Source organism: Flavobacterium sp., assembly GCF_044377315.1.
GTDB lineage: Bacteria > Bacteroidota > Bacteroidia > Flavobacteriales > Flavobacteriaceae > Flavobacterium.
This window is the reverse complement of record NZ_JBILJG010000001.1, coordinates 15377-32479: the sequence shown is the minus strand read 5'-3', so window position 1 is coordinate 32479 and position 17103 is coordinate 15377. Positions and strand designations below refer to the sequence as shown.

Below are 17103 nucleotides of genomic sequence, written 5' to 3'. Positions count from 1 at the left end.
TTGTACTATTTTGAAATTAATATTCTTGTTTTTATCTCATCAAACTCAATTTCTATACCATTTTCTAAATTATCAGTAAAATTTAATTCTTCTGTTAATGTTTCGTCTTTGATATAGTTTTCGTTATTTTTTATTGCTTGTTCTAATTCTCCATTTCGTTGAACTTGAACTTTAATTTTATCTGTTACTTCAAAACCAGAATCTTTTCTAATATTTTGAATTCTGTTTACTAATTCTCTTGCAATTCCTTCTTGTTTCAATTCTTCAGAAATTGTGATATCTAATGCAACTGTAATTCCGTTAGAATTTGCAACCAACCAACCTGGAATATCTTGTGAAGATATTTCGACGTCTTGGGATGTTAAAATTATACTATTTCCTGAAATAACAAGCGATAACTCACCTTTAGCATCAATTTCGTTGATTTGTTCTTGTGAAAATTTTTGTATCTCACTAGAAATCAAGTTCATATCTTTACCGAAACGCGGTCCTAACGCTTTGAAATTTGGCTTAATTTGTTTCACTAATACACCCGATGCATCGTCTAAAAGTTCAATTTCTTTAACGTTTACTTCTGCTTTTATTAGGTCAGAAACTGCCTCTATTTCAGCACGTTGATTTTCGTCAAGTATAGGAATCATAACCTTTTGCAAAGGTTGACGCACTTTTATCATTTCCTTTTTACGAAGCGATAAAACTAGTGATGAAACTGTTTGTGCTTTCATCATTTTGCTCTCTAACGATTTATCAACAAAGTTTTCAACCGAAACTGGAAACAGGGCCAAATGTACACTGTTTGATTTTTCTGTCGATGTTGCCAGCGTTAAATCTCTGTAAAGTTTATCCATAAAAAATGGCGCTATCGGAGCCGAAAGTTTAGCTACATTCAACAAACAAGTGTAAAGCGTTTGATAAGCTGCAATTTTATCTGTTCCGTATTCGCCTTTCCAGAATCGTCTTCTGCACAGACGAACGTACCAGTTACTTAAATTTTCTTGAACAAAATCAGAAATAGCTCTTGCTGCTTTTGTTGGCTCGTAATCTGCGTAAGCTTCATCAACCGTTTTTATCAAAGTGTGTAATTCTGATAAAATCCAACGATCAATTTCAGGTCTTTCGTTTAAAGGAATTTCGGCTTCTGCATATTTGAAACCATCGATATTAGCATATAAACTAAAGAACGAATAGGTGTTATATAATGTTCCGAAGAATTTTCTTCGCACTTCTGCAACTCCTTCGATATCAAATTTCAAGTTATCCCATGGATTTGCATTCGAAATCATGTACCAACGAGTAGCATCCGGACCATATTCTGCCAAAGTTGTAAATGGATCAACCGCATTTCCTAAACGTTTAGACATTTTTTGTCCGTTTTTGTCCAAAACTAAACCATTTGAGACTACATTTTTATAGGCAATTTTATCAAAAACTAAAGTTCCGATGGCGTGTAATGTATAAAACCATCCACGAGTTTGATCAACACCTTCGGCAATAAAATCGGCAGGAAATGCCTTGTTTTCGTCAATTAAATCTTTGTTTTCAAATGGATAATGCCATTGCGCATAAGGCATCGCGCCCGAATCGAACCAAACATCAATCAAATCACTTTCACGTTTCATTAATTTTCCTGATGGCGATACCAAAACGATGTTATCAACCACATTTTTGTGTAAATCAACTAAATCGTAGTTTTCTTCGCTCATGTTTCCAACCACAAAACCTTTAAAAGGATTTTCTGATTGAAAACCAGCTGCGATAGATTTTTCAATTTCAGCAAATAATTCTTCTACTGAACCGATTAGGATTTCTTCAGTTCCGTCTTCGGTTCTCCAAATTGGCAATGGAATTCCCCAATAACGTGAACGAGATAAGTTCCAATCGTTGGCATTTTTCAACCAATTTCCAAAACGACCTTCGCCAGTTGCTTTGGGTTTCCAGTTGATGGTTTCGTTCAAATTGAACATTCTGTCTTTGATTTCGGTTACTTTGATGAACCAAGAATCTAATGGATAATATAAAATTGGTTTGTCAGTTCTCCAACAATGTGGGTAACTGTGCACATATTTTTCAACTTTGAAAGCTTTATTTTCTTCTTTTAATTGAATAGCAATTTCAACGTCGGCAGAGCGTTCAGGTGCTTCGCCATCGTTGTAATATTCGTTTTTAACGTATTTTCCAGAATAATTTCCTAAACCTTGAATGAATTTACCTTGTAAATCAACTAAAGGAACAGGATTTCCGTTTTCGTCTAAAACCAACATTGGCGGAACTTCAGGCATTGCTTCTTTTGCAACTTTAGCATCATCTGCACCAAAAGTTGGAGCTGTGTGTACAATTCCAGTTCCATCTTCTGTAGTTACGAAATCTCCAGCAATTACTCTAAACGCATTTTCAGGGTTTTGATACGGTAATGCTAATGGCATTAATTGTTCGTAGCAAATTCCTACTAAGTCAGCACCTTTGCATTCAGCTAGAATTTGATAAGGAATACTTTTATCACCTTCTTTAAAATTTTCAAAATCAGAAGGTTCAACAGAGGCAAAAAATCCTTTTCCAAATTGTTTTCCTACTAAATTCTTAGCTAAAATAACATTTACAGGCTCAAAAGTATATTGATTAAATGTTTGTACTAAAACATAGTCAATTTTTGGACCAACTGTCAAAGCGGTATTTGATGGTAAAGTCCAAGGAGTTGTTGTCCAAGCTAAAATATGAACATCTCCAAAACCTTGTAAAAAGTTTGGTAACGTTTCATTTTTGATTTTAAATTGCGCTACTACAGTTGTATCCGTAACATCACGATACGAACCAGGCTGATTTACTTCGTGTGAAGATAAACCTGTACCTGCTTTTGGCGAATACGGTTGTATGGTGTAACCTTTGTATAGTAAATCTTTGTTGTAAATTTGTTTCAACAACCACCAAACAGTTTCCATATATTTGGATTTATAAGTCACATATGGATCTTCCATATCTACCCAATACCCCATTTTTTCGGTTAAATCGTTCCACACGTCGGTGTATCGCATCACGGTTTTTTTACACGCTTCGTTGTATTCTTCTACCGAAATAGTTTTTCCGATGTCTTCTTTGGTAATTCCTAATTCTTTTTCAGTCCCAAGTTCTACTGGTAAACCGTGAGTATCCCAACCTGCTTTACGTTTTACTTGAAAACCTTTTTGAGTTTTATAGCGACAAAAAATATCTTTAATAGCACGCGCCATCACGTGGTGAATTCCTGGTAATCCGTTTGCCGAAGGTGGTCCTTCAAAAAACACATACGGTTGGTTGCCTTCACGCGAAGTTACACTTTGTTCAAAAATGTTGTTTTTCTTCCAAAAATCAAGAACTTCTGATGCAACTGTTGGCAAGTCAAGTCCTTTGTATTCAGTAAATTTTGTGCTCATTTTGTCGAAATCTTAAATCAGTTTGCGAAAGTAATAAATAGTTGTGAGTTATGAGTTATGAGTTATGAGTTTTTGCGATTGCGCAAGAAAATTTAACCACAAGTTTCTCAGAGCTTTGTGTATTTTGTGGTTAGATTTTATAAAAAAACTTCTTTTAAAACGTCTAAAGATTTTGGTTTTTTGAATCCGTCAAGGTGAATGGAATAGTAATCTAATAGTATTTTTAGAAGAATTTGACGTTCAATTCCAGCGAAGACTTTTTGATTAGAATCAAATTTTAGATTGATTAGTTTTTTGAATAAAAAAGTTTCGTGTTCCGAAAGACAACTTATTCCTTGAAAGGGCGAAAAAATGCCTTCGGTCATTTCGAAAAAATTAAATTCTGTTTCTGAATTATCAGGATAAAACCCAAGGAATTTTGTTGTTTCTAGCAGTAAAATTAAATGAAAATTGGAGGTTTCTTCGTGAGTATCTAACCAAATTAAAGCCGTTTCAAGGAAGGTAAACAAATCTTCGTTTTTTTCTTCTTCGTGGATGCTATGGTGTAACATTTCGGATAAGAAAATTACAATAGTACTTTTTACAACATCCGTATTTATAGTTTGATAGGCAGTTGCTAATTTTATTTCTTTAAAATGTTCTAAGGTTCCTTTATTCTTGTGATTGGCTTCAATTTCAAGTAAAGTTAGAGGTTGAAAATAGGCAATTTTTTGATTGGATTTTTTTCCAGAATATGCGCTTTGAACAAAGTAACTTTTTAATCCGTCACTTTGTGTAAAACATTTTACAATCAAGCTTTTTTCTTGAAATTTTATAGAAGAAATTACTATTGCTTTGGTTTTAATTAGCATAAAATAAAAGTACTTCGAATGTACTAAGCGTGACAAATCATTATCGAATAATCATAACTTTTTTTACCTTGGTTTCAACACCATCTTTGGCAGAAATAAACACCATATAAACTCCCGATGCTACTTTATATTTGCTAAAAGCAGTTGTATCCCATTCTATTGTTCCGCCTTCTGATGTAGTCTCATGTACTAGATTTCCACCAATATCGGTTATTTTTACGGTAGCTTTATCAAGTAAACCACTAATTTTAACAGTTCCGGTATATTCAGGACGAACAGGATTTGGATAAATATATACATTTTCAAGATTTTCACTCGCATCTGTTGCTATACCTTTAAAGGAAATCATTCCTTTATTTGTTGCTATGTAAACTTCACCTGTAATAGAATCAATTTCTATATCATTGATTGTATTGCTTGGCAAAGGAGAGTTAGTAGTTGTAAAATGCTGAAGTGTTTTTTGACCATCAGGAGACACCTGAAAAACCCCAGCATCTGATGTTGCAATCCATTTATTATTTGCGCCATCAACAACTATATCTGTTATATTTTGTTCAAATAAAAGCTCTTGTGCTAGTCCGTCTTCAAGGATAATGATGGCTTCAGTTGATAATGTTGTATTGGTTAAAAAACTATCGACACTTGACAATATTCTTAATCCACTAGTTGTTCCAATCCATAGTTGACCTCTGTTGTCAACAGCTATAGCTTGAGTTGTTACAACAGGTAGATTGCCATTTGACCCATCGGATATTTTAATAAATTTTGTTCCACCAGCTTCATTAAATCCTAGTATCCCATCTTGTCTTGAAGTTATCCATTTAGTGTTGTTTTTATCAATTACCATTCTTCCAAAACGTTTGGATATAGTAACACCTTCTACACTATAACTTTGCCATTGTCCATTTGTTTTTAATACTTTGATGGCCTTATTAATAAAGCCATTTGTCATCCAAAGGTTTCCGTTGGAATCAAAAGCGCTTTGTTCTATTCTAATGTCATTATTTGAATTTGCAGTTAAAGATTCCAAGCCACTATTGAGGGTTGTATATTGAGTTAATAAAACATCATTATCATACTTTAATAGGCCTGAATAATATGAACTAATGAAATATTGTTTAGGATTACTAGGGTTAATAGTAACTCTCGTTAGATCTAGTGAATTATTAGTTTGTGAAACCGAAAAACTTTTCCAACCTGTCTCAACAGAATACTTGTCAAATCCTTTTAGTTTGTAAAATGGAATATATTGTTCTGTATGGCCACCATAAAGTATCCAAATAGTTTTAGAGTTGTTAGTTACAGAAAAAATTGTGTTTTGTGACGGGCCATCAGGTTGTATAGATTCAAAATTTGCTCCGTTATTGATTGATGTTAAAAGCACTCCATTTTCTTTAGTTCCAACAAACACTTTTTCTTTAATTACTGTCCCACAAGAAAAAACAACACTGTTTTCAGTAGCAATTTGAGTGCTATTTATATCTAAAATTTGACTCAAATTGGAATTGTAAACATAAACATGATTTTGTGTTGTTGCAATTAAATGATTGTCATTTACTCTAAAATCAACTGGATTTTGTGCTATAGAATTTTGATTTACAAATACACCACTTTGCAATTTTTGAATATTTCCATTTAAAGTAATTGCGAGTAATTTATCATCAAAACTTACAATTCCTTTCCATCCATTCCCATCCATTGTTGTCCATTGGTTGAAGTCGTTTAGGTTAGCATTAGAAATAGAAGCATTTCTAATCCCGAAGTTTTGTGTTGCTGCATATATTTTGTCTTCAAAAACAGTAGTTTGATTTACAATGATTTGACTTCCGCCGTTTCCTATAAAATAAGTGTCGCCAAATTGAAGTGTTGCTAAATTATATTGAACAATTCCAAAATCGCATGAAACATAAAGAATGCCTTGATATTCCATGAAATGATTGACTTTTTTTATATTTTGAGGAATAGCTTTGTTTAGTATATCAACCACATTTAATATAGAACCATTTATTTCGTTTCTTACAACCATCAATCCATTTTCGTAACCAAAGATTGTTTTTTTGGACGTTTCACTGTGATAAATTGCCGAAATTGTTTGCCCAGATAAACCATCAATTGTAGTGTAGGTTTTAACTTCGCCACTTAAATTGTTTTTGGTAAATAATGCATTTTCGCTAGCGGCGTAAATTTTATCTGGACTTTCAGAAAGATCTTTAATTTCATTATAAGAAAAATAACCTTTCCATAACTGTTGACTCTGAGAGAAAACAGTTGAAAAAGTAAGTAAAAAAAGTAAAGCAATTTTTTTTTTCATTGAGCAAGTGCAATTTTGGAATACAAATATAGTGTAAAACGAAAAATTTTGCTTTTTAATATAATTTGAAGAAGATTTAGCGAACTTTTTTACTTCCAATTTAGGCTTTCCATTAGTCTTCGCATATCATTTTTAACATAATTTACCGCTGGATAAATAGAGTCGAAGTTAGGTTTTGCATAAAAATAAAGCGAGCAATCTATAAAGTTTTTTGTACTATCAGTTGCATAAAATTGTGCATTTGTTGCAGCATTTCCATTTACTTGATAAAACATTCCATAAACTTTATTATTCTCATTAATAAACGGTTGATCTGTAATTGCGTCGGCTTTTATTACATGTTCGTATGTAAGTTTTTGTGCATCACGAAGTAGGAGTTTCAAATTATTGTTGATTGGCTTGTAAGTTATATAGATAGTAGCCTTCATTTTGGGATAATTAATCTCAAAGTTACAAGGTGTTTTTTCTTTAATAACAGCATCAGTATTCAAATCAAATGTGAACGGACAACTATTTTCAAAAGGCACATATTCAGCCACTGGATAATCTAGTCGTAAATGACTGGATGGTTTTGGTAAAACATCATCTTTGCAACCAAAAATTGAAAAAAAGACACTAGTTAAGACTAAAAAAGGAATTATTTTTTTTAACATTATAAGTTTAGAATAGTGATGAAATGCAATTTAATAAGGCATATCATTTTCTGGCAAATGTGAATCTTGACTATTGCTTTTTAGTTCAGGTGTTTTGTTAGAATCGGCATCTTTTTTTACAGTTAAAAATGTAAACTCTGTTACCTGAATTTCAGTTGTATACTTAGTAGTTCCATCTTCAGCTTGCCATTGACGAGATTTAATGCGCCCTTCTATATATATTTTGTCACCTTTTGATAGATATTTTTCACATATTTCTGCAGCTTTATTTCTAACTACAAGATTATGCCATTCGGTAGATGTGATTTTTTCATTTGTAGTCTTATTCACATAAACTTCATTAGTGGCCAATGGGAATCTGCCAATACAGTTGCCTCCTTCAAAATAGTGCATCTTTATATCGTCGCCCAAATGACCTATTAGCATTACTTTATTTAATGTTCCGTGCATAACTCTAAAATTTATGAATTCAAAAATACAATTTTTATAGAAATTTACCAATGCTTTTCAATAAAATTATAAATCACTATCGGAAAAGGGAATTTTATTAGCTCATTATAACTAATCCCATTTGCAATTTTACCATTAACTAAAATTTTCCAAAATTTGATATGCAATGTTTGATGCGACAACTTATGAAGAACTTTATTTTCATTTATTTCGGTTATTGAAATAATTTTATTTCCTATTAATAATGTCTCATTTATTTTTTCATAAATATATTCTGTAACAACTTCATTGTCTGTTTCTATTAATGGAAATTCGTATAAATTATGCCAAATTCCTTTTTTATCTCTTTTTGAAACTACTGTTTTTTGATCTTCATCTTCTACTACTAAATAATTAAGGTAGCGATGTGTGATTTTTAAAGTCTTTACTTTTATTGGGAGCTGCCTTACTTTCTTTTTTTGCAAAGCCAAACAACTCGAATTTAAAACACATTTTGAACAATCAGGATTTTGAGGAACACATTGCAATGCTCCAAATTCCATTATTGCTTGATTGAACAAAGCTGGATTTTCTCTCGAAATTAATTCTGATGCCAATTCAAAAAACTCTTTTTTAGCTTTTGGAAGCGCAATGTTGGTTTCTATATCAAAATAACGAGCTAAAACTCTATAAACATTCCCATCGACAACAGGAATTACTTCATTAAATGAAAAAGAAGCAATTGCGGCGGCTGTATAATCGCCAACACCTTTCAATTTTAGTAATTCTTTAAAATTATTGGGAAAATTTCCATCATAATTATTTGCTATAATTTTAGCAGTTGCATGCAAATTTCTTGCTCGAGAATAATAACCCAATCCTTGCCAAAGTTTCAAAACTTCTTCTTCTGAAGCGTTTGCTAAATCAAAAACAGTCTGAAAACGTTCAATAAATTTCAAAAAATAGGGCAATCCTTGAACAACTCGCGTCTGTTGAAGCATGATTTCTGACAGCCAAATTTTGTATGGATCACTTGTATTTCGCCATGGCAAATCGCGTTTGTTTTGTAAATACCAAGCCGTTAATGAGTTACTAAAATGCATCTTATTAAATTGATTGACAAATGTAAAAGTTTAGTTGATTAAATTTTAATGAATTAGGTTGATAATTTCTTTTTTTAATTTGTATATTTGCAACCTCAAAAAAATTACAAATAAATATTAAATACGAACGAAAATGACGAAAGCAGATATCGTAGCGAAAATTTCAGAAAAATTAGGTCTTGAAAAAGGAGATGTTCAAGCAACAGTTGAATCTTTTATGGAAGAAGTAAAAACTTCTCTAGAAACAGGTGATAATGTTTACTTAAGAGGATTTGGTAGCTTTATTATCAAAACTAGAGCAGAAAAAACAGGTAGAAATATTTCTAAAAATACGACTATCAAAATTCCTGCTCACAATATTCCTGCATTCAAACCAGCTAAGGTGTTTGTTGAAGGAGTAAAAACAAACAACGAAGCAAAATAACATAGTAATAATCACTAAAATCACCGAATATGCCAAGTGGTAAAAAAAGAAAAAGACATAAGGTAGCGACGCACAAACGTAAAAAAAGAGCGAGAGCTAACCGTCACAAAAAGAAAAAGTAGTTCTAAACTACTTTTTTCTTTTTAAACGTTCATTGAAAACGAAAAAAGATAGTATTTTTCAGAATTCAGATAGCAGTTTTTTACTGCACACTGCGGCCTGAAAATTTGCAATCTGATTTCTTCGGGTAAAGTACCTGTTAAAAATTGTTTAATCCATCTGTAAAAAGTTGGAAGTTGGAAGTTGGAAGTTGGAAGTAATTCTTTCAGTCTTCAATTTTCAATTGACATCTAACCTTGCAGATAAAAATTTACAGCGTGAATAAAGAACTAATTATTAGATCTAATTCAGAAACCGTAGATTTTGCCTTATTAAAAGATGGAAAACTAATTGAATTACATAAAGAAGAAGAAACAAGCAACTTTCAGGTTGGCGATATTTTTATTGCCAAAATAAGAAAACCAGTTGCTGGACTTAATGCTGCTTTTGTAAATGTTGGCTACGAAAAAGATGCCTTTTTACATTATCATGATTTAGGTCCCAATTTAGCTTCTCAATTGAAATTCATAAAACTTGTAAGCGCAGGTAAAATAAAAGATTTCTCCCTAAAAAACTTTCAGTTTGAAAAAGAGATTGATAAAGATGGCGTAATCACGGATGTGTTCAGTGCCAATCAATCTATTTTAGTACAAGTTGTCAAAGAACCGATATCTACAAAAGGACCAAGAATAAGTGCAGAACTTTCTCTTGCTGGAAGATTTATCGTTTTAGTTCCTTTTTCGGATAGAGTTTCTATTTCGCAAAAAATAGAAATAAAAGGCGAAAAAGAAAGACTTAAGAAATTAGTACAATCAATCAAACCAAAAGGATTTGGTGTTATTGTGAGAACAGTAGCAGAAGGCAAAAATACAGCCGAATTAGAAAAAGATTTGCAGAACCTACTAAGTAGATGGACTGCGATGTGTAAAAAATTACCAACTGCTCCTCATCCGTCTAAAGTTTTAGGAGAGCTAAATAGAGCATCTTCTATTATTAGAGACGTTTTTAACGATACCTTTAGCGGTATTCAGATAGATGACGAAGAGTTGTACAACGAAACCAAGGACTATTTAGCAGAAATAGCTCCTGAAAAACAAAAAATAGTTAAGTTTTATCAATCTAAAGACACGCCTATTTTTGAGAAATACAATATAGAGAGACAAATCAAAACTTCATTTGGTAAAACAGTATCAATGAGTAAAGGAGCTTATCTTATTATTGAACATACCGAAGCTCTTCACGTAATAGACGTAAATAGCGGTAACCGTTCTAATAAAGCTACCAATCAAGAAGATACAGCCATGGAAGTAAACATGATTGCAGCAGCAGAAATCGCTAGACAACTACGTTTGCGTGATATGGGCGGCATAATCGTTGTCGATTTTATCGATATGCAAAATCCAGAAAATAGAAAAGTCTTGTTCGATTTCTTGAGAGAAGAAATGAGCGATGATAAAGCCAAACACAAAATATTGCCTCCGAGCAAATTTGGTTTAGTACAAATTACTAGGCAAAGAGTTCGACCAGAAGTAAATATAAAAACTAGAGAAGAAGATCCTAATAACGAAAATGGAGAAATTGAAGCTCCAATTTTGATAATAGATAAAATAGCTTCTGATTTAGAAAGAGTATTGTTAGCCAACAAAAAAGTGACTTTAAATGTGCACCCGTTTGTGGCAGCATATCTTAAAAAAGGATTTCCATCATTACGTTCAAAATGGTTTTTTGAACATAAAAAATGGGTGAAAATAATACCTCGTGACGCTTACACGTATCTTGAATATCATTTTTTTGATAAAGAAGGAAATGAAATTAAAGAATAAATAAATAAAAAACCGTCTAGTTTTCTAACTAGACGGTTTTTTTATGTTTAAAATTGTTTAAAAATCAAATTACAATTCATTCAACATTTTAGAAATTTCATCCAATTTTGGAGTTAGAATAATTTCAATTCTTCTGTTTTTTGCTTTACCTTCTGAGGTGTCATTTGAAGCAATTGGAGCAAACTCTCCACGACCAGCAGCCGTTAGGTTTTGCTTGTTCACATTTTTGTTTTCTGTCAAAATGTTTACAATCGCTGTAGCACGTTTTGTCGATAAATCCCAGTTGTTTTCTACACCACCAACGGCACCGCCAAATTTATCATTGTCTGTATGACCTTCAATTAAAACAGATAAGTCGGGATTGTCTCCAAGCACTTTTGCAACAGCAACAACCGCTTTTTTTCCTTCGTCTCCTACAGCCCAACTTCCTGTTTGAAACAATAATTTATTTTCCATAGAAACATAAACTTTCCCATCTTTTTCGTGAACAGTAAGTCCTTTACCGTCAAAAGCTTTTAGCGATTTGGTTAACGTTTCTTTAAGTTTTTTCATGCCAGCATCTTTGGTAGCAATCAAACTTTCTAATTCGCTCAAACGTTTTGCACTCGAATCTAATTCGGCTTTCAATTTGTCTAATCTTTCTTTTTCGGCAGAAAGCTTTTTTTCTTTTGCTTCTAATTGCGCTAATAGCTCACGATTTTTGTTCATGTTGGCTTGCAACGATTCGTCACTATTTTTTTCTAAAGCCGAGTAAGATGCTTGCAATGTTTTAAGATTTTTATCGGTAGCAGCATAATCTGCTAACAATTTATCTCTTTCAGCTTTGGTTTTTGCTAATTCAGTTTTTAGATTTTCACCGTCTAAACCAAGTTGATTTTTAGATTTATTCAACTCATCGTTTTCATCGGCAAGTTTTCGATTTTCTTTTTTAAGTTCGGTAAATTTATTTTCTAAATCAGCATATATTTTTTTAGAAACACATGAAGTAGTTAAGGAAAGAACAAGCAATCCTAGAGAAATTTTCTTAATCATTTTTATTTAGGTTTAATTGTAAAACAAATTTACTTCAACAAGCAATAGGTTGAAAAGCATTCCAATATTGTTATTGACATTGTTATTGACATTTTTTAACTTATTTCTACCAATATTGGGCAATGGTCAGAATGTTTTGCTTCTGGTAAAATTACAGCTCTAGATAATTTGTCTTTTAAGTTTTCGCTAACCAAGTTGTAATCGATACGCCAACCTTTGTTATTGCCTCTTGCGCCAGCTCTATAACTCCACCATGAATAATTATGAGGTTCTTTGTTGAAATGGCGAAAACTATCTATAAATCCTGATTTCATAAAAGCATCTAACCATGCTCGTTCTTGGGGTAAAAACCCAGAAACGGTAGCGTTTCTTATCGGATCATGAATGTCAATTGCTTGATGACATATGTTATAATCGCCACAAATGACAAGGTTTGGCGTTTCTTTTTTCAAATTATTTATATAGTTTTGAAAATCATCCATATACTTGAATTTATGGTCTAATCTATCCATATTTGTTCCTGACGGCAAGTATAAACTCATTATAGAAAGGCCTTCAAAGTCGGCTCTTATGTTTCTACCTTCAAAATCCATGTGCTCAATTCCGGTTCCGTAAACTATTTTTTTTGGTTCAATTTTCGATAAAATTGCCACGCCACTATATCCTTTTTTGGTTGCCGAAAAATAATATTGATACGGATAGCCAGAAGCAGTAATCTCGTTTGTCGGAATTTGGTCTTCGTTGGCTTTTATTTCTTGAAGGCAAATAACATCTGGATTTGCCATTTGTAACCAATCTAAAAATCCTTTTGAAATGGCGGCACGAATACCATTTACATTATAAGAGATGATTCTCATTTGAAAAAAATTATTGTTTTTTCAAAAGTAAATAAAAAGGCTATAATTTGCTGCATATTGTTCAAATTATAGTAAATTTTATTCTATTTTACTTAAAATAGAATTTTGCCAAAATCCTTTCAATAAGATTTACTATATTTGTGTCTTGTTCAAAAACGAAAAATAATAAATGGGGTTAGTTACTGCTAAAGAAGTTGCAAAAGCAATCAATACTGATAAATACGGGATTTTAGGGACTTTTTCGGGCTGGTTACTGATGAAAGTGCTTAAAATATCTGCGCTTAACAAGCTTTATGACAGACATAAACATTTAAATGATGTTGAGTTTTTAAATGCCATTTTGGACGATTTACAAATCAAATTTGAAATTCCAGAAGAAGATTTAAAGCGTTTGCCTAAAGATGGCGCCTATATTACTATTTCTAATCATCCGCTTGGTGGAGTTGATGGTATTTTGCTACTAAAATTAATGCTTGAAAGAGAGCCAAATTTTAAAATCATTGCCAACTTTTTATTACACAGAATACTTCCTTTGAAACCTTATATAATGCCAGTTAATCCTTTTGAAAATCATAAGGATGCCAAGTCTAGTGTTATCGGAATTAAGGAAACATTACGTCATTTGAGCGATGGAAAACCTCTAGGAATGTTTCCTGCGGGTGAAGTTTCTGCCTACAAAGATGGAAAACTAATGGTTGATAAAGATTGGGAAGAAGGTGCAATCAAAGTGATTAGAAAAGCGCAAGTTCCAGTTGTTCCAATTTATTTTCACGCTAAAAACAGTCGTCTTTTTTATGTTTTATCTAAAATTGGTGGCACATTGCGTACTGCAAAGTTACCTTCGGAAGTGTTTACTCAAAAAGATAGAATTATAAAGGTTAGAATTGGGAAACCTATTTCTGTTGCTGAGCAAAATGAACATAAAACCATCGAAGAATATTCAGAGTTTTTGAGAAAGAAAACTTATATGCTAGCAAATCCTTTTGAAAAAGAATCTAAATTTTTGCCTTCAAAAGCAGATTTGATGATTCCAAAAAACCCGAAAGCGATTGTAACTGCTGCCAATCAGGAAAAAATGATTGCAGAAGTCAATAAACTTAGAGATTCAGATTCTAGATTATTACAAAGTAAAAATTACGAAGTTTTCTTTACCGAAGCTTCTATGATTCCAAATGTACTTCATGAAATTGGAAGATTAAGAGAAATCACTTTTAGAGAAGTTGGTGAAGGCACAAATGAATCAATAGACCTAGATAAATATGACCAATATTACCACCACATGTTTTTGTGGGATGACGAAACCAATCAAATAGCAGGTGCTTACCGAATGGGATTGGGTTCAGAAATTTTCCCAAAATATGGAATAGAAGGTTTTTATTTGAATGATCTTTTTCGTTTTGAATCGGAATTGCATGATATGATGAAAAATTCTATCGAAATGGGTAGAGCTTTCATTATCAAAGAATACCAACAAAAACCTATGCCACTTTTCTTGTTGTGGAGAGGAATTATTCATACTACTTTGCGATATCCAGAACATAAATTCTTACTTGGCGGAGTAAGTATTAGCAATCAATTTTCTAATTTTTCTAAATCATTGATGATTGAATTTATGAAATCCAATTATTATGATCCTTATATTGCACAATATGTTCATCCTAAGAAAGAATTTAAAGTAAAATTGAAAGATGCCGACAAAGACTTTATATTTGATGAAGCTGAAGCAGATTTAAATAAATTTGATAAAATTATTGACGAATTAGAGCCTGGAAATTTAAGATTACCTGTTTTAATAAAAAAATATATTAAGCAAAATGCGCGTCTAGTAGCGTTCAATGTTGATCCACTTTTCAATAATGCTGTAGATGGATTAATGTATATTCGAATTGCAGATATTCCTGAAAGCACTATGAAACCTGTAATGGAAGAGTTTCAGGCTGAATTGGAGCGTAAGTTAGGCGAAAAATAGTTAGCAGATTTCAGATTTTAGAAATCAAATAGAATAAAAAAATCCCAACTTCAATTTTGAAATTGGGATTTGTTGTTTATTAGAACCAGCCTTTTTTGTTGGCTTGATAGGTGTTATAAAACTCTTCGTCTGATTTAGTTAGATAAATAATTCCTTCTATTAATCCGATTAGACTTGAAGCAATACCACAACTAAACAAACTAATAACCAACATGATAATTCCTTCTTGTGTATATCCAAGAACAAATTTGTGAATCCCCAATGGACCAAATAATATTCCCATTAAACCAGCTAAAACTTTTTTATTTTCTTGCCGTGGTTGAGTTTGTTTGTTCCAGTTTTCTGATTGATTCGTTACTTCCATGGTTTTGGTTAATTATATGATTTTTATAAAAATTATTCGTTAGTACCAATTTGATTGATTTCGTCATTTTCATTTTTTGGATCTGGACCATATTGGTTTTCTCCATGTTGTCCTTCGGTAAAAAATAATACTAAAAGCCAAATTGCACCAATAAGTGGAACAAGTATAATAAAGTAAAACCAACCACTTTTTCCAACATCATGTAAACGTCGTACACCAACAGCTAGACCAGGAAGAAATACTGCTAAAGAGTATATGATGTAAGCATAGCCATAAGGTAATGGTTCAATGTTTGTTCCTAAAACAGAATCAAGTGTCATGGCTATAATTGCCATAATAATGTTAGCTAATGCATACCACCAAAATTCGGATCTTCTTGCTCTGCCATTAAAATTTGCGTAGTTTTCAAGAACTACTTTTTTGTACCATTGAATCATAATTATTTAATTTATTTGGTTAGCCCTACTCTTTATGGATTTTCGGATACTCCAGTTTATTTAGTTTTTCAAAAATATAAAAAAAAGTTAAATTTTTAACAAACGTTCATTTATTTTAGATTAAAAGTAGGCTTTAATTTTATCGACTATTGTTTGTGCTAGTTTTTCGTGGCTTTCAAAAGTCCAGCCGGCTATGTGTGGCGTTAGTATAACATTTTCTGAATCCAATAGATATTGAAAGGCTGCAGGTTTTTCAGAATCTAAGAATAAATTTTCAAACGATAGTTTTTCATATTCTAAAACATCCAATCCAGCACCAAGAATTTTTCCAGATTTTAAGGCATCTACAATATCGGCAGTAATAACATTTTTTCCGCGGGAAGTATTAAGTAACCAAAAAGGTTTGGCAAATGAATTTATAAATTTGGTCTCCACCATTTTGTCCGTTTCTGGCGTCCATGGAATATGTAAACTAATAACATCGGCTTTTTGTTGTAATTCTTGTAACGAAACTTGTTGTGCGTTTTCATCGCCAACATTTTCTTGAATATCATAGCACAAAACAGTCACATCAAAACCTTTTATCTTTTTGGCAAATGATTTTCCCATGTTTCCATAACCTATAATACCAACCGTTTTACCTTCGAGTTCGTAACCGCGATTTCCTTCTCTTATCCAGTTTCCTTCGCGAACTAGTTTGTCGGCACGATTTAGTTTGTTGAATAATGAAAGTAACATTCCAAGGGTGTGTTCGCCAACGGCATTTCGATTGCCTTCGGGAGCAGCTATAAGATGGATATTTTTGCTTGTGGCATAGTCACAATCGATGCTTTCTAAACCTGCACCTACGCGAGCAATAAACTTTAAATTAGTGGCTTTGTCGATAAATGTTTTGTCAATTTTGAATCGGCTACGAATTACAATTCCAGTATAATCTTGAATTTTGGCTTCAATTTCTTCTTTGGTTGATTTGTAATCTTCATGGTTTGTAAAACCAGCTTGTTGTAGTTGTTCTAAAAGCAATGGATGATTGCTATCGATATGAAGGATTTTGATTGAATTTGGATGCATAATGTGCTGTAATGAACCGCTAAGATACCAAAAAAAGCAAATAAAAAGACAAAAACTAACTAGCCCTGATGCAAGGGAAAAGCCTCGTCTCGTTTTTAAGAACGAGACGAGCTTTGGAAAGGTAGCAGGAACCTGTCTGCCGACAGGCAGGAATAGATAACTGATAAATCCCGAGCCACCTGCCTGCCGGCAGGCAGGTTCGCTCCTAATTTTTAAATTTTTTTTGAAATTGGCATTGCCATTGACTTTCGTTATATTTGCGCAAATTATAGT

General features: G+C 32.4%; 14 protein-coding genes. 3 read left to right on the top strand and 11 right to left on the bottom strand.

The features are described from left to right. Positions 1–5: 5 nt before the first annotated feature. The 6 genes from ileS to mutY form a co-directional block, all read right to left on the bottom strand. Entirely contained in the window at positions 6–3407 is a 3402-nt protein-coding gene (gene ileS / locus ACIQ66_RS00145; protein ID WP_396210790.1) for an isoleucine--tRNA ligase, read from the bottom strand. Between the two features lie 137 nt (positions 3408–3544). Further along, positions 3545–4258 (bottom strand): DNA repair protein RecO, encoded by a 714-nt coding sequence (gene recO / locus ACIQ66_RS00140; RefSeq protein ID WP_396210789.1) that lies wholly within the window; start codon positions 4256–4258, stop codon positions 3545–3547. Between the two features lie 40 nt (positions 4259–4298). Then, positions 4299–6569 carry a T9SS type A sorting domain-containing protein gene (locus ACIQ66_RS00135; protein WP_396210788.1) on the bottom strand — a complete coding sequence of 757 codons (2271 nt, stop codon included), beginning with the start codon at positions 6567–6569 and terminating at the stop codon, positions 4299–4301. 89 nt (positions 6570–6658) lie between these two features. Then, positions 6659–7222 (bottom strand): gliding motility lipoprotein GldD, encoded by a 564-nt coding sequence (gldD, locus tag ACIQ66_RS00130; protein ID WP_396210787.1) that lies wholly within the window; start codon positions 7220–7222, stop codon positions 6659–6661. 30 nt (positions 7223–7252) lie between these two features. Continuing rightward, positions 7253–7672 (bottom strand): single-stranded DNA-binding protein, encoded by a 420-nt coding sequence (locus ACIQ66_RS00125; RefSeq protein WP_396210786.1) that lies wholly within the window; start codon positions 7670–7672, stop codon positions 7253–7255. A 44-nt stretch (positions 7673–7716) separates the two neighbouring features. Beyond that, the gene (gene mutY / locus ACIQ66_RS00120) at positions 7717–8754 is read right to left on the bottom strand and encodes an A/G-specific adenine glycosylase (protein WP_396210785.1); all 1038 of its coding nucleotides are present in this window, start codon (positions 8752–8754) and stop codon (positions 7717–7719) included. A 133-nt stretch (positions 8755–8887) separates the two neighbouring features. On the opposite strand from mutY, the gene ACIQ66_RS00115 reads away from it, so the two are divergent. After that, positions 8888–9178, top strand: a complete 291-nt coding sequence (locus ACIQ66_RS00115) for an HU family DNA-binding protein (protein ID WP_166333787.1) — start codon at positions 8888–8890, stop codon at positions 9176–9178. Between the two features lie 377 nt (positions 9179–9555). Next, positions 9556–11100, top strand: a complete 1545-nt coding sequence (locus ACIQ66_RS00110) for an Rne/Rng family ribonuclease (RefSeq protein ID WP_396210784.1) — start codon at positions 9556–9558, stop codon at positions 11098–11100. Between the two features lie 69 nt (positions 11101–11169). On the opposite strand, the gene ACIQ66_RS00105 is transcribed toward ACIQ66_RS00110, so the two are convergent. Beyond that, the gene (locus tag ACIQ66_RS00105; protein ID WP_396210783.1) at positions 11170–12132 is read right to left on the bottom strand and encodes an OmpA family protein; all 963 of its coding nucleotides are present in this window, start codon (positions 12130–12132) and stop codon (positions 11170–11172) included. A gap of 95 nt (positions 12133–12227) precedes the next feature. Further along, complete coding sequence (locus ACIQ66_RS00100; RefSeq protein ID WP_396210782.1) at positions 12228–12989, bottom strand: exodeoxyribonuclease III; 762 nt, start codon at positions 12987–12989, stop codon at positions 12228–12230. 169 nt (positions 12990–13158) lie between these two features. On the opposite strand from ACIQ66_RS00100, the gene ACIQ66_RS00095 reads away from it, so the two are divergent. Further along, positions 13159–14958: a GNAT family N-acyltransferase gene (locus tag ACIQ66_RS00095; RefSeq protein WP_396210781.1), complete on the top strand. Its 1800-nt coding sequence runs from the start codon at positions 13159–13161 to the stop codon at positions 14956–14958. Positions 14959–15037: 79 nt separating this feature from the next. Here ACIQ66_RS00095 and ACIQ66_RS00090 read toward each other — a convergent pair whose 3' ends face one another. From ACIQ66_RS00090 to ACIQ66_RS00080, 3 genes are all read right to left on the bottom strand, one after another. Continuing rightward, positions 15038–15322 carry a TM2 domain-containing protein gene (locus ACIQ66_RS00090; RefSeq protein ID WP_396210780.1) on the bottom strand — a complete coding sequence of 95 codons (285 nt, stop codon included), beginning with the start codon at positions 15320–15322 and terminating at the stop codon, positions 15038–15040. 32 nt (positions 15323–15354) lie between these two features. After that, positions 15355–15759, bottom strand: coding sequence for a DUF805 domain-containing protein (locus ACIQ66_RS00085; RefSeq protein ID WP_396210779.1), 405 nt, complete (start codon positions 15757–15759; stop codon positions 15355–15357). Positions 15760–15879: 120 nt separating this feature from the next. Continuing rightward, positions 15880–16830, bottom strand: coding sequence for a 2-hydroxyacid dehydrogenase (locus ACIQ66_RS00080; protein ID WP_396210778.1), 951 nt, complete (start codon positions 16828–16830; stop codon positions 15880–15882). Between the last annotated feature and the right edge of the window lie 273 nt (positions 16831–17103).